General features: G+C 45.1%; 13 protein-coding genes. 4 read left to right on the forward strand and 9 right to left on the reverse strand.

All coding sequences use genetic code 11. The features are described 5' to 3' along the window. The 5 genes from CL176_RS07250 to CL176_RS07265 form a co-directional block, all read right to left on the reverse strand. Positions 1–1779, reverse strand: coding sequence for an ABC transporter ATP-binding protein (locus tag CL176_RS07250; RefSeq protein ID WP_118990698.1), 1779 nt, complete (start codon positions 1777–1779; stop codon positions 1–3). Continuing rightward, entirely contained in the window at positions 1757–3532 is a 1776-nt protein-coding gene (locus tag CL176_RS07255) for an ABC transporter ATP-binding protein (protein WP_118990699.1), read from the reverse strand. The genes CL176_RS07250 and CL176_RS07255 overlap by 23 nt, the downstream gene beginning before the upstream one ends. A gap of 76 nt (positions 3533–3608) precedes the next feature. Continuing rightward, complete coding sequence (locus tag CL176_RS07260; protein ID WP_118990700.1) at positions 3609–4241, reverse strand: DsbA family oxidoreductase; 633 nt, start codon at positions 4239–4241, stop codon at positions 3609–3611. Then, entirely contained in the window at positions 4231–4389 is a 159-nt protein-coding gene (locus CL176_RS12315; RefSeq protein WP_162890886.1) for a hypothetical protein, read from the reverse strand. Before CL176_RS12315 ends, CL176_RS07260 begins: the two co-directional genes overlap by 11 nt. Positions 4390–4411: 22 nt before the next feature. Then, positions 4412–4768 (reverse strand): Spx/MgsR family RNA polymerase-binding regulatory protein, encoded by a 357-nt coding sequence (locus tag CL176_RS07265; RefSeq protein ID WP_118990701.1) that lies wholly within the window; start codon positions 4766–4768, stop codon positions 4412–4414. Between the two features lie 130 nt (positions 4769–4898). Between CL176_RS07265 and CL176_RS07270 the strand changes: the two genes are divergently transcribed. After that, positions 4899–5342: an organic hydroperoxide resistance protein gene (locus tag CL176_RS07270; RefSeq protein WP_118990702.1), complete on the forward strand. Its 444-nt coding sequence runs from the start codon at positions 4899–4901 to the stop codon at positions 5340–5342. 155 nt (positions 5343–5497) lie between these two features. On the opposite strand, the gene CL176_RS07275 is transcribed toward CL176_RS07270, so the two are convergent. The 4 genes from CL176_RS07275 to sfsA all read right to left on the reverse strand — a co-directional run bounded on the left by CL176_RS07275 (position 5498) and on the right by sfsA (position 11165). Continuing rightward, the gene (locus tag CL176_RS07275; protein ID WP_118990703.1) at positions 5498–6643 is read right to left on the reverse strand and encodes a baeRF6 domain-containing protein; all 1146 of its coding nucleotides are present in this window, start codon (positions 6641–6643) and stop codon (positions 5498–5500) included. Between the two features lie 294 nt (positions 6644–6937). Beyond that, positions 6938–8716: an ABC transporter ATP-binding protein gene (locus CL176_RS07280; RefSeq protein ID WP_118990704.1), complete on the reverse strand. Its 1779-nt coding sequence runs from the start codon at positions 8714–8716 to the stop codon at positions 6938–6940. Continuing rightward, a complete protein-coding gene (locus CL176_RS07285) occupies positions 8709–10427 on the reverse strand; it encodes an ABC transporter ATP-binding protein (RefSeq protein WP_240430421.1) in 1719 nt (572 codons plus the stop codon). The genes CL176_RS07280 and CL176_RS07285 overlap by 8 nt, the downstream gene beginning before the upstream one ends. Before the next feature lie 21 nt (positions 10428–10448). Further along, complete coding sequence (gene sfsA, locus CL176_RS07290; protein ID WP_118990705.1) at positions 10449–11165, reverse strand: DNA/RNA nuclease SfsA; 717 nt, start codon at positions 11163–11165, stop codon at positions 10449–10451. Positions 11166–11292: 127 nt separating this feature from the next. Between sfsA and CL176_RS07295 the strand changes: the two genes are divergently transcribed. The 3 genes from CL176_RS07295 (at position 11293) to CL176_RS07305 (ending at position 13848) form a co-directional block, all read left to right on the forward strand. Beyond that, positions 11293–12483 (forward strand): coenzyme F420-0:L-glutamate ligase, encoded by a 1191-nt coding sequence (locus CL176_RS07295; RefSeq protein WP_118990706.1) that lies wholly within the window; start codon positions 11293–11295, stop codon positions 12481–12483. A 331-nt stretch (positions 12484–12814) separates the two neighbouring features. After that, complete coding sequence (locus CL176_RS07300) at positions 12815–13444, forward strand: NUDIX hydrolase (RefSeq protein WP_118990707.1); 630 nt, start codon at positions 12815–12817, stop codon at positions 13442–13444. Beyond that, on the forward strand, positions 13441–13848 hold the full coding sequence (locus tag CL176_RS07305) for a bis(5'-nucleosyl)-tetraphosphatase (RefSeq protein WP_118990708.1): 408 nt from the start codon (positions 13441–13443) through the stop codon (positions 13846–13848). Before CL176_RS07300 ends, CL176_RS07305 begins: the two co-directional genes overlap by 4 nt. Positions 13849–13881: the final 33 nt, after the last annotated feature.

The raw sequence follows: 13881 nt of genomic DNA on the forward strand, positions 1-13881 counted from the left end.
TTAACCCATGGTCTGTCCTTGCAGGCTTTGCAGGCGATACATATCGTAGTAAGTCCCCTCTTGGGCAATTAAGGCATCATGCTGACCAGATTCGATAATCTTACCGTGTTCTAGCACGAAGATTTGATCGGCATCCTTTATCGTTGATAAGCGATGGGCAATGACAATTAGCGTATGCTTTTGGCGAATTTGGCCTAAGCTTTCTTGAATTTGCTGCTCGGTTTGGCTGTCGATATTCGCTGTCGCCTCGTCAAAGATTAAAATCGGCGTCTGCCGTAAAACCGCCCGAGCAATGCTAACAAGTTGCTTTTGGCCGGCGGACAGGGAGGTGCCCCCTTCAGATATCATCGTCTGATAGCCTTCGGGTAAGTTGGAGATAAAGTCATGGGCACCGGAGAATTTCGCGGCCGCTTCAACTTCTTCATCAGAGTAAGCCCCGTTCAGGCGAATATTATCATAGAAATTCCCATAGAACATGAAGCTATCTTGTTGGACAAAGCTAAGCTGTGAGCGCAAACTTTCCTTGGTATAGGCCCGAATGCTCCGACCATCATACAAGATCTCCCCCGTCTCAAATTCATAAAAGCGCATTAGAAGATTAATCAAAGTACTCTTGCCCGCTCCCGTATGACCCACAAAGGCTAACATCTCCCCGGCCTCACCCGTTAAATGAATATCTTCTAAGACCGGTGTTACCCCATCATAGGAGAAACTTAAATCACGCATGGTTAAGCTACCATCCATAGCCACATCCAAAGCATCTGGTGCTTGCTTCGGTTCCAAACGCTCATCAGCTAAGAGATTCATACCCCGATGGCCGGCAACTAAGGCATCTTGATACTGACTAAGACTGTCCATCATCTGTGCAATAGGACTAAAGAAAGATTGGGCATAAGACGTGAAGGCGTAAACCAAGCCAACTTCCAGGGCATGGCCATGCGTCAGCAAATAACCGAACAAGAGAATGACCGTCGCTAAGACGACTTGTTGAATTAAATTCACCGCCGGATTTAACAAGAGCGCATTCATCTTGAACATCCGAATCCGCGCGTCCACATAATGCGCATCAATCGCTTCAAACTCCGCTGCCATCCGCTCTTCCTGATTAAAGTGCTGAATCACCCGCATGCCACCAATCGATTCACTCAAACGTGCATTAACTTGCGCAAGGGCATCCCGCATACGTTGGTACACGAGGGTCGAAGTTTTCTGATAGGTATAAATAAGTATGAGGACTAAGGGCACGAAAGCCATAAAAACCCAGGAAATCCGTGCACTCAAGGAGACCATCGCAAAGCCAATCATAATCGCATTGGTCAACCCATCGAAGAAACTCAAGAACACATTCCAGAATTCTTTAATCGTCTCCGTATCATTGGTAATCCGCGAGACAACTTCCCCGTTCGGCGTCGTATGGAAATAAGCCATATTCATCTGGCCCAATTTACGATAAAGACGGTTGCGCATCTTGGCCACCGATCCTTCAGAGGCCAGCTTAAAAAGATAGTCTTGCACATAACCCATAGTACTGCGCACCAGTTCCAAGCCGATATAGACGCAGGCAACGCCCAAGGTCAACCTCAAATTGGCCCGTCCTGGAGCTAGTACCTCATCGATATAGCGCTGAACAATAATCGGCAAATAAGCTGCAATAGTTGAAGCAATCAACATCAAAAGCATCGACAAGGCGAAATACCGCCGATACCCTTGTGTAAAGGCCAGCAGATAACGCAAAATCTCCCCCTGTTCTCGTAAATTAAAACGTCGTTTCTTCTGCATCTTCTACCTCCTCTCCACTTAATTTACGCTCCAATTGCTGCTGTTCGTACATTTTGTTATACCAGCCGTCTGCTTGGATTAATTCACCGTGACTACCGCGCTCAACTACCCGGCCTTTGCGCAAGACAAGAATTTCATCAGCGCCTTGAACAGTACTCATGCGATGAGCTGCGATAATATTCATTTGACCGCGCCGTTCTTCCTGTAAATTCGCCAAAATTTGCCGCTCCGTCTTGGCATCCACAGCCGATAGGGCATCATCAAATAAGAGCAAGTCTGGTTCCATGGCTAGCGTCCGGGCAATCGTCACCCTTTGCCGCTGACCACCAGATAAGGATACACCGCGCTCACCAACTTGGGTATCATAACCTTGCGGCAAGGCTAGAATATCCTCATGAACAGCCGCAAGTTTGGCATAGCGCTCAACTTCTGCCTGGCTTAATTCCGGGCGACCAAAGCGGATGTTATCCCGGATTGTGGTTGAAAAGAGGCGCCCATTCTGGCTGACATAACCAATTTGCTCATGAAGGACGTTTAAATCTAGCCGGTTAATAGAATCCTGGCCATAAGTCAACGTACCTGCATCAATATCATAAGAGCGGACCAGCAATTCAAAGATGGTTGATTTCCCAGAACCCGTTGGCCCCACTAGACCCAGTGTCTGGCCCGCTTCCAATTGAAAGGCCACATCCACCAAAGTCGGCTCCTGGCTTTCAGGATAGGTGAAACGCTCAATTTCTACCTTTAACGGTGCCGCCTTAAAGTTGGTTACAGCACCATGAGGATTTTCAATCATTGCTTCCTCATCCAAAAGCGCCATCACCCGGTCATAACTCACATTCCCCCGCTCCAGGGTATTAGCCAGACGACCGACCGCAATTAAAGGATACACCATCGTCCCTAAATAACTAAAGTAAGCCACCAAGTCTCCAATCGAAATACGGCCAGCTTGGACGAAATAAGTACCAAGGAACAAGGTTAAGCCATAGGTCAAGGCTGTTACCAAGCGAATTGCAGGCGTATAAGCCGCATCTAGGCGGTAAGCTTGCCGGTTCTGCTCAACCACATCTGCCGTTTGCTCCTCGAAGGCCCGATAATTCGCCTCCTCTTCGCCAAAGGTCTTAATGACTTGCATGCCCGCCACTGATTCCTGCACATGATCATTCATCCGCGAGAAAGACGCCATAGCTTTCTGATAGTGGCCATTAATGCGCCGGGTTAAGACACGCACCACAAAAGGTAGTAGCAGAAACGGTAAATTCGTCAATACCGTTAATTGCCCATCGATAAAGACAACCATAGACGTAAGCGTGACGAGACTAATCGCAATAGAGTCCGTCAACGTAATAATCCCACCACCTGCCACAAATTTAATATAATTCAAATCATTCGTCGCATGCGCCAACAAATCCCCTGTCCGATAGCGATCAAAGAACGCCGCATCCATCTTCAAGAAATGATGATACAGCCGTTTGCGAAGCGTGGATTCTAAAAGCGTCGAATTGGTAAAGAGCTGACTGCGCCAAATATAACGAAAGACATACATTACCAGACCAATCCCGAGCACCCAGCTAGCATGTTCTAACGTCGCTTGCCACGTCAACGTTCCCGCCAATAGTAAGTCGACGAAATTCCCCACAATCAGTGGAACAATCGCCGTCAGAATCGCACAGACCACCAATAACAACACGACAATCCCATAACTCTGCCAACGCCACTTAAAAAACCAAGCTAATTTGCGATAAATCGCCACATATATTCCCCCACTTCATCAAAAAATATTTATTCTGAACCATTGCGTCCAGAATAAATATTCAGTTACTGCTAGTTTATGCTTCAGCTTCAATCTGCTTTAAGGCTTCAACGAAATACGCCACTGGTTGCGCCCCGGCGACCGCATACTGGTCATTAAATACATAGAAGGGCACCCCTTCTAAGTCCATATCGACAGCTTGTTGAATATCCTCGTTAACAACCTCATAGTAGACTGAATCATCCAAGAGAATTGCCTCCACCTGATCTAAGTCTAAGCCGATTTCTTCCGAAAGTTCCCTTAACGTCTGGGCATCTTCGATATTCAAACCTTCCGTAAAGTGGGCTTGGTATAAGCGGTTAAAGAAAACTTGCCCTTGCCCCACTTCTTTGGCATATTGAAAGATACGATGCGCTGTGAATGTATTGGCCGGAATAGCCTGAGCGAAGTTAAAGGCCAAGCCACTGGCTGCACCATTCTGAGCAATGTGATGAAATATTTGGTCCACTTGCGCCTCAGGCATGCTCTGTCTCTCCACCATATACGTCTGATAATCTAAGCCCTCAACATAATGGGCATCCGCTTCCAATTCATAGGAATGGTAATTCAGCTCCGCAGCAAGCCCCACTTCTGCCAAGGCCTGCTTCAAATGACTCTCCCCCAAATAACAGAATGGGCACGTAAAGTCCGACCATACATCAATTTTCATCCTCTTTCTCCCCTTTCTCCACTTGCTTACCTATATCCAGCATTTGGATAACCGGTGCCGCCTCACTATCTCTACTCTTCGTCTCTTTTAGACTGCAAATGCCTATGGTTAAGTCACAAGCCCAATGATGCTGCTCTTTTTCTGTCACGCTTCGGACCCCCTCACACAATTTACAACCAAACTTCTCGCAAGTGTTCCTCCTTAGCACCAACCGTCGCCTGCTCACCGTCCGTAATGAGAGGACGCTTCACCAACATGCCGTTTTCGCTCAGAAGCTTCACCACGTCCGCTTCGCTCATATCGGCCAACTTATCTTTCAAGCCCAGCTCTCGGTATAAACCGCCCGAAGTGTTCATCACCTTACGCACTTGATGATCCACGCCAGCTAAAGCCAAGCGAATCTCGGCTTCCGTCGGTGGATTCTCCCGAATATCAATCATGTCGGTATGTTCAAGGCCATGATCATCGAGAAACTTTTGCCCCCGTTTAGCGGTAGTACAATGTTTTAAACCATAAATTTTAAGCATAACCTTCTCCTTTTTGCCTAAGTATAGCACACCTTACTTAGTGAGCATATTTTTTGAGCTTTTGGCAAAAATTATTAAGCTTAGAGCAGAAAATAAATTTGGAGGGATTGTTATGTAAGAAAGAAAAGCAGTGGAACGTCGTCGTTATACCATCCGTGCCATTAATACCGGAGGACGCAATGGGGAAAGTCGACTCCTGGATGGCTCCTTGTCTTTTCAAGCTTCCATGCCTAAAGAAATGGGCGGTACCGGTGAAGGAGTCAACCCTGAGCAACTTTTAGCCCTTGGTTGGAGTGCTTGCTACCATTCTGCTTTGGAACGCCATAAGAAAGATGCCGGGGTTGACGCTCCATCGAAAGTTGCCGTAGAAATCGGTTTAAATACCGACCCAGAAATAGGCGGCTTTAAATTATCTGCAATCATCGAAGTTGACATTGAAGGAGTCAACCGCGAAACCGTCCAAGCCTTAGCTGATAAGGCCCACGGCGACTGCGCTTATTCCAAAGCAACGCGCAACAATATCGATGTTCAAGTCCAGGTAACCGAGCCACACTTTATTGAAGATGTGCAGTAAACTTTGGGAGAGTTTAGCTTTCAGCTTGCTTGCATTCATAAGCTACTCGACTACCATAGCTAAGTTATAACATAAGAAGAAGCATCTCCTTAACGGTTTGTGTTGTTAAGGAGATGCTTTTACTTTTATTTAGTAAATAAGTCGACTAATGACGCTTAATAGCGCATTCTGGCTGTAATTTGAATATCATCCGGTAGATGATCAGCATCGAGCACAAATACTTTCCCGCGATTCATCAATACACGGTCGACGATTTGGTGAATGACATCGTTTGCGTCAGATTCCGCATCATACCGGCCCATTTCATCCATAGTACCCGGAGCTTCGTAACCCTTCTGTAAGACGAGTTCCTCAATACGCCCTTCGTTCGCTCTTACAGCTAAATCTTCAAGGTGATTATCCACTCGGAATTCTGGCGAGGTTTCTTGGAAGCGTTCAACAAGTACTTCGCGTTCTTTTTGGATGACTTGTTCTAACTTATCAAGGGTCTTAGCTTTGATCTCTTGATCAGCTAAATTCGCCCCTGATTCACTCACACCCACCTCTAACAGATGTTCGTTGCTGGTAATATCACGGTAAACTGCTTGGTTCTCATCCAAGGCAAAAAGCATAAGCGGTTTCTGCTCAGGGTTTGAGTAATTGCGGTAAATATACTCATCGACAGCTCGGAAGTAGTTCTCACGGTCAATGTCTTTCTCTTGAGAGGTTTCTTGATGACCATGATAGAAGGCCCCGGTTGCTCCGCCCCGATTGTATGTACCATAGTTTAAATTGCCGCCATCCAATTCGGTTCCTAAAGCATCCGCCTTGGTTTGCGGTGCATCCTCATCTTGTTCTTTTAAATCTACTTCTGAGAAGACATCACCCGTTACGTGGAAGAAGCGAATATCTTCTTGATTTAATACCAGTAAATCAAAGTCATTCGTATATTGGAAATATTCCGTTAGCGGCAAGAGATTCGCTTTCGTATCCAACTGAACCACTTCGTCAACTGGTAAACCTAAGTGGTAATAGTAGATGTCTTCAGGGGACACGTACATCACTAAGCCACCTTTCGAGCTGACCAAGGTGCGCTCATCATTACGAATGCGCTCAATTTGCGCTTGTAACTGCGCTTTCTGTTCCTCGGAAGCAATGTCAGATTTCTCTAGTAATTTCTCCGCTTTATCCAAAGCATTCTTGAAGAGGATTGCATCCTTATCAAATGTCATCGCTTCAGCGTGAAGCGGAAAAGCCACGGTCAATACGACAGTATCTAGAAAACTAAGGGCATCATTTGGAAAAGTATACAATTGTTCCATTGCAACTCCTACTTTCTATTGCTTGACTCCGTAACATATTCCTATTATATAATTATAACACAGCTTTTATTGACACCAAAATAAAACGATTCCCTGCCGATAAAACTAATCGACACTTTAAATATAATTCCTTAGTTTAAAGTTTTTTGCCACTATATCGATGGATAGCTCCGAACAGAATGAGCTATTTTTATTGATTTTTTATTTTAATGCATACAGCTGTATTATTTTGAATTATATTCTGTACATTATGCGAGCAATCGCAACGGTAATCATTACTTAATCGCCCTGAGCCTAAATCGCTTCCCCCATAAACTGACTTTGGTACAAGTCATAATAATGACCCTTCCGGTCCATCAATTCCTCGTGAGAACCTTGTTCGACTACATTCCCAGCCTCCATAACGAGAATCGTATCCGCTCCTACAATCGTTGACAAGCGGTGGGCAATGACGAAATTGGTCCGCCCTTGCATTAAATTATTCATCCCTTCTTGGATAAGCTGCTCCGTACGGGTATCAACGGATGACGTGGCTTCATCTAAGACCAGAATATCTGGATCACTGACAAAGGCGCGGGCAATGGTTAACAATTGCCTTTGCCCTTGGGAAATATTCGTTGCATCCTCATTCAGAATCGTCGCATACCCGTCCGGTAAAGTCTGAATAAAGCGATGGGCGTGAGCAGCTTTTGCAGCTAGAACCACCTCTTCATCGGTCGCATCTTCCTTACCATAGCGGATATTATCAGCAATACTTCCTTGAATAAGCCAGGTTTCCTGCAAGACCATGCCAAAGCACTGGCGCAAGGTGTCCCGCGATACATCCCGAATGTCCACTCCATTAATTGTAATACTGCCCCGACTTACATCATAGAAACGCAAGAGTAAATTGACGAGGGTTGTTTTGCCTGCCCCTGTATGGCCGACAATCGCAATGGTCTCGCCTTGCTCTACCTTTAAATTAAAGTCCTGAATAACCGGCTGGTCCGCTTCATAAGCAAAGGAGACATGGTTAAATTCAATGCTTTGAATTGCTCCGTCAAGCCTTGCCTCCTGACGCTCCGCTTCTTCAGGTGCGTCCAATAAGGCAAAGACACGGTAGGCCGAAGCTAGCGTCTCTTGCAAGGTGTTGGCCATATCTGCGATAATATCTAAAGGCCGGCGAATCGTTTGGCTATATTGAATAAAAGCCAGCACATCCCCGATTAAGATTCTTTGTTGAATCACCAGAAAGCCACCCACAATCGCAATAAAGACATAGGCTAAATTACCAATAAATGTCATAATCGGTAGCAAGATTCCACCCATAAAGCTAGCCTTATAAGACACTTCATACAAGGCATCATTAATCGCTTGGAAATCCTTGGCTGACTGTTCTTCATGGCCGTAAGCCTTAATTAAGTCGGTCCCCGTAAAGTTCTCTTCGACGAAGCCAACCATTTGTCCTAAGCCCTTCGACTTCGCCCGGAAATAACGCCTAGAACGATGTGTTATAAAGCGCGTCGCAAAGAAATTCAAAGGAATCGTTAAGAAAAAGACCGCTGATAAGACTGGACTTAGCCATAACATCATGAGGATAATACCAAGCACCAATAATAAACTACTGAAAATTTGACTGACACTCAGCTGAATATTCCGACCCACCGTATCAATATCATTGGTCATTCGACTTAGGACATCACCCGTTTGATGCTGATCGAAGTAACTCAAAGGAATACGACGTATCTTCTGGGACACATCTTCCCGCATATCACGAATGAGGCTTTGGGAGAGCTGGACTAAACTGCGCTCCGATACAATCTCCGCCCCTGAAGACAGCAAGTACATCCCTGCCAGAATAAGGGCTAAATTTAAGATATGGCGAAAATCAATCGCCTCACCTTGGGTCAAAACCCGCTGCAAGTAACTTAAAACCTCCCCCATAACAATTGGGGACGCAATCGAAATAAGAGTTACAAGGACGGTCATGGCAATGGTCAACCATAGCGTTTGCTGATAGGGTTTTAAATAGGCCAAAAGGCGTTTGATTGTATGCCTTTGCTCTGCTTTACTGCCCCCTTGCTTTTTAGCCATCGACATTCGCCTCCTCTCCTTGAGAAATCGCAATATCACGGTAGACATCACTCTCCCGCATGAGCGTTTCATGATTACCCAAGCCTACACCAACCCCTTCCTGCAAGACCAGAATTTGGTCCGCATGGCGAATGGTGGCCACCCGTTGGGCGATAATAATTGTCATTTTGTCTGATAAATGCTCCTTCAAAGCCTGGCGCAACTCGTAGTCTGTCCGGTAATCCAAGGCAGAGAAAGAATCATCGAAAATATACACCGACGCATCCCGCGTTAAAGCCCGGGCAATGGCCAAGCGCTGGCGCTGACCGCCTGAGAAGTTGCGTCCACCCCGATTTAAATGCGTATCTAAAGGAGCTTCATCCGGCAAGAAAGGACGCGCTTGGGCCGTTTCGAGCGAGTGAATCATCCGTTCATCCGACGCATCCTCTTGGCTGTAATAGAAGTTCTCCCGCAGTGAATCAGTAAAGAAGAAGTTCTGTTGCGGAACATAGCTCATTTCCTCTCGCAAATCTTCGGTTTGAATCTCCTCAATCGGTATGCCATTAATCAACAATTGGCCCGACGTCGGCTCATAAAACTGCATGAGCAACTTCACAAGAGTCGATTTACCTGACCCGGTTCCCCCAATAATCCCTAGTATTTCTCCTTGGGATACAGCAAAAGATAGATCTTGAATAACCGGTCTTTCCGCATTCGGATAGGCAAAGGTTAGATTACGGGCAACAATCTCTTCAATAGGCTGATTTAACCTAGTTTGGCCCCCTGTTTGTCGTGATGGATAGGCCATTACCGCCTCCACCCGCTCAATCGAAGCCGTTGTACGAGGGATAAGAGTCGTCATTCGCGTCATTGTCACAAGTCCGGTTAAGGTTTGGGTTACATACTGGATATATGCCATCAAAGCGCCAATCTCCATCGACCCCCTACTGATGGACCGTGCACCGAAATAGACAACCGCCACAATCCCCCAATTCAAAAGCAAGCTCATCAGCGGGCCAACAGTCGCTAATGATTGGTTAATCCATAAGCCTAAACGATAATAATCTTCATTAGCCTCCTGAAAAACCGCCTCTTCCAAATCATCTCGGGCAAAGGCGCGAACAACTTTCAAGCCAGTTAGCCGTTGCCTTAAAAGTAAGTTAATCCGGTCCAAAGCCGCCTGTAATTTCGGAAAGGACGGAATAACTTGCTTCAAGACATAGACTAGAATCATAACTAGCAAAGGTAGAATCAATAGAATCATAATGGACAAACGCGCATAGGTCATAATCGCCATGGCCAAGCCCCCGACAAACATTAAAGGCGCTCTCAGCAAAGGCCTTAAAGCCATCAACACAAATTGCTCAATCTGTCCGACATCATTCGTCGTCCGCGTAATTAAAGACGAAATACCAAAGTGCTCCGTCTCATCAAAGGTCAGTTGATTGACCTTCTTGAACATATCTAGTCGCAAATCCCTGGAAAAGGCCATCGCCGCCTTAGACGAGAAATAAGAAGCCGAAGCGCGGAAGATGACGGTAACCAAGGCCACCAATAGCATCCATATACCCATCTCGATAATATAAGTAATATCGCCTGCTTGAACGCCCACATCCACAATTTGTGACATCAGCGTCGGCAGCAATAACTCCCCAATCGAATTAAATAAGGTAAACAATACAACGATTAAAACCATCTCTTTTTGGTTTGTCAATCGTTTCAAAATAGCCAAACAGCATTCCTCCCCTTTTCCTTAAGCGGTAAATTCCACAGTTATTTCCCGGCAAATATTCACCCGGCCTGGTTCGACTTCCAAGGTAAAGGCATAGACCTCTACCCCGATTTGACGCGCCCGTTCCAAAGTTTCAGCGAACACAGGATCTAAGTCCCGATGTGCTTTTAAAGTGCGGGCGTCGGAGCGTTGCACAATAAAGACGATGGCCGCCCGATTGCCAGCCCGCCGCAGCTCCATTAACTTCTCCAAGTGACGCGTACCCCGGGCCGTCACCGCATCTGGAAATAAGGCTAGGCCGTCTGAGGTGACTAAATTGACACCCTTCACTTCGATATACAAATCCATTGCAGCCATTTCTACAAGAAAATCCAAGCGCGAATGATCGGTCATACGTTCAGGGATGATGCACTTGCGCTGATTTAAATCTGGCAGAAGACCTTCTTCTAAGATACGCCCGACAATAAAATTCGGTAGCAAGGAATCCAAGTTAACAATCGTATTCTGTGAGCGAATCGCAATTAAATCGTAATTTGTCTTGCGATTGGGATTTTTCGCCTTCTCTAACCAGCAAATTTCTCCGGGAATCAGTAACTCTCGCATGCGCCCGGTATTTTTAATATGGGCGAAAACCTCTTGGCCTTTCAGCTCAACTAAGGCAACGAAGCGGTTAATGCGCTTCTTAAAGATTGCTGGGAGTACGGGACCACTATAATGGAATTGAATGTTAGAAAGCATGTGCCTTCTCTCCTTTCTGATGGGCGGTTATGTATTTTTTGTAGATTCTAATTGTCATTTAAAAGAAATAAGTCTATAATGTGTGAGGTAGTTTTTGATTACAATTTAAATTACAAGGAGCGATTCTATGAAACGAGTTGTTGGTACAGTTGTTAGAGGATTGAGAAGCCCTATTATCGACCAAGGAGATCCCTTAGCAGATATCGTTGTCGATACAGTCATCAACGCAAGTGAAGTTGAAGGTTACGCCCTTCGCGACCGTGACGTTGTAACGGTTACTGAATCCGTTGTTGCAAGAGCTCAAGGAAATTATGCTTCCATCGACGACATTGCCCGTGATGTGAAAAATAAATTCGGTGAGCAAACCATTGGTCTCGTTTTCCCTATACTCAGTCGTAATCGTTTCAGTATCCTACTCAGTGGGATTGCCAAAGGCGCTAAGAAAATTGTGCTCATGCTAAGTTATCCATCGGATGAAGTGGGCAACCATTTGGTTAGCTTGAAGAAGTTAGATGAACTGCAAGTAAACCCATGGCAAGACGTCTTAACTGAGGAAGAATTCCGGAGTCATTTCGGTGAAACACGCCACGTCTTTACAGATGTAGATTATATCACATATTATCGCAGTCTGATTGAAGAACAAGGTGCAGAATGCGAAATTATTTTTGCGAATAATGCGCAAGCTATTCTGGATTATACTGATACGGTCATTGCCTGTGATATTCACAGTCGCGAGCGTACCGTAGATTTATTAAAAGAAGGCGGCGTGAAATCAGTATGTAGCTTGGCCGATATTTTAAATGAACCTAATAGTGAACATGGCTATAACGAAACTTATGGCTTACTGGGTTCCAACAAAGCGACCGATACAAGTGTTAAACTCTTCCCACGCGATTGCCAAGCCTTTGTCGATAAAGTACAAGCTCAATTAAAGGAACGCACTGGCAAAACCATCGAAGTGATGGTCTATGGCGATGGTGCCTTCAAGGATCCAGTTGGCCAAATTTGGGAATTAGCCGATCCGGTCGTCTCACCTGGTTATACAGACGGCTTAGACGGTGTGCCGAACGAAGTGAAACTGAAATACTTAGCTGACAATGACTTTGCCGATAAGAGTGGTGAAGAATTGACTGAAGCGATTTCAGCTTACCTCCAAGACAAAGATACCAACGGCAATGAAGGCGCAAGCCTTGGGACGACACCACGTCGCATTACTGACTTAATCGGTTCACTTTCTGATTTAACAAGCGGTAGTGGTGACAAAGGTACCCCAATTATTTATATCCAAGGTTACTTCGATAGCTATATCGCAGACTAGGTCCCTTGGTTCATAACGAAGCTAGGCTCAACGCTAGCTTCGTTTTTTATTTCTACTTATAGAATAGCGATTTTACATAATATTGCAAAGGAAAATAAACTATTATAGAAATTGAGGTGTATAATTTTGGAGGGAAGTTTAGATTTGAGAGTCATAAAGAACGAAAATTACCTGTGATGTGTTGCGTTTTTTTAATTTTACTGTGCAATTTCCCCTACAAATTTCCCATAATTAAATTCACTTTTAAAGCAAAGCAAACTTACCGAATAGAAACATTTCAAAAATCAAAGATTCTATCGTATAATACTTGGTATGAAGTGGGGGATCGTTGATGATTGATAAAATTCAAAGTATTCTGGCTGACTATCAGCCGGATATTCTTGGCAAGCAGCGCAAATTTGCGGTCTTACTGCCTTTAATTAAAGTGCATGATGCCTACCATGTGCTCTATCAAGTTCGTGCCAAGCATATTTCGCAAGGGGGACAAACGTCTTTTCCCGGCGGGTCGGTCGAAGTTGATGAAAGCTTTCAAGAAGCAGCCTTGCGCGAAACACGCGAAGAGTTACAACTTGAGGCTGCAAATATTCGTTTATTAGGTGAAATTGATTACATTGTCTCTGAATGGGCCATTGTTCATTGCTTTGTTGGAGAAATTATCGGCATTGCTTATGAAGATATTGTAGCCAACGAAGAAGTGGCTTATCTCTTCCTCGTGCCGCTGGATACTTTGGTGAATTTGAAGCCGATTCATTATGACATTGAATTCGAAACCGTCCAAGACGATGAATTTCCCTTGCACTTGGTCAGTCGCGACCAGTCATTGCCGATTCATCGCCGTCACACTGTCTCTATTTATAACTTACCGAATGAAGAACTGCTCTGGGGCTTTACAGCCAATTTAACCGAGCGCTTTATCCAAATTTTGCAACAAGATGCTTCATTTAGAAAGGATACCAAATGAAAGAAGAAATCTCTTGCGGTGCGGTTGTCTACCGCATGGAAACCAATAAACCTCTGTACCTTGTTATTCGCCACATGAATGGCGGACATTGGGCCTTTGCTAAAGGTCATGTGGAAGCCAATGAAACGGAAGAAGAAACCGCCTTGCGGGAAATTCAAGAAGAAACCGGCCTCCATGTCGAACTCGATACGAACTTCCGTGAAGTTAATCGCTATAGCCCCGGGCCCGGTATTACCAAAGACGTTATTTACTTCTTAGCCCAAGCCCAAACGTCCGCTATTCAAGAACAGGCCATTGAAGTGACCGATAGCGCTTGGTTGCCTTTTGAGGAAGCAGTAGAACGCTTAACTTATGCCAATGATCAAGCTATTTTAACGAAGGCTCATCACTATCTTCAAGACTAAGTGTCTTGACCTACATGGAAATTCCATGTTAGA

It is taken from the genome of Suicoccus acidiformans, assembly GCF_003546865.1.
Taxonomy (GTDB): Bacteria; Bacillota; Bacilli; order Lactobacillales; family Aerococcaceae; genus Suicoccus; species Suicoccus acidiformans.

Excerpts from the sequence above, each read along its gene's own strand:
- CL176_RS07250 (WP_118990698.1), bottom strand. The coding sequence starts at position 1,779 with ATGCAGAAGAAACGACGTTTTAATTTACGAGAACAGGGGGAGATTTTG.
- CL176_RS07265 (WP_118990701.1), bottom strand. The coding sequence starts at position 4,768 with ATGCTTAAAATTTATGGTTTAAAACATTGTACTACCGCTAAACGGGGG.
- CL176_RS07300 (WP_118990707.1), top strand. The coding sequence starts at position 12,815 with ATGATTGATAAAATTCAAAGTATTCTGGCTGACTATCAGCCGGATATT.
- CL176_RS07260 (WP_118990700.1), bottom strand. The coding sequence starts at position 4,241 with ATGAAAATTGATGTATGGTCGGACTTTACGTGCCCATTCTGTTATTTG.
- CL176_RS07275 (WP_118990703.1), bottom strand. The coding sequence starts at position 6,643 with ATGGAACAATTGTATACTTTTCCAAATGATGCCCTTAGTTTTCTAGAT.
- sfsA (WP_118990705.1), bottom strand. The coding sequence starts at position 11,165 with ATGCTTTCTAACATTCAATTCCATTATAGTGGTCCCGTACTCCCAGCA.
- CL176_RS07305 (WP_118990708.1), top strand. The coding sequence starts at position 13,441 with ATGAAAGAAGAAATCTCTTGCGGTGCGGTTGTCTACCGCATGGAAACC.
- CL176_RS07280 (WP_118990704.1), bottom strand. The coding sequence starts at position 8,716 with ATGGCTAAAAAGCAAGGGGGCAGTAAAGCAGAGCAAAGGCATACAATC.
- CL176_RS07295 (WP_118990706.1), top strand. The coding sequence starts at position 11,293 with ATGAAACGAGTTGTTGGTACAGTTGTTAGAGGATTGAGAAGCCCTATT.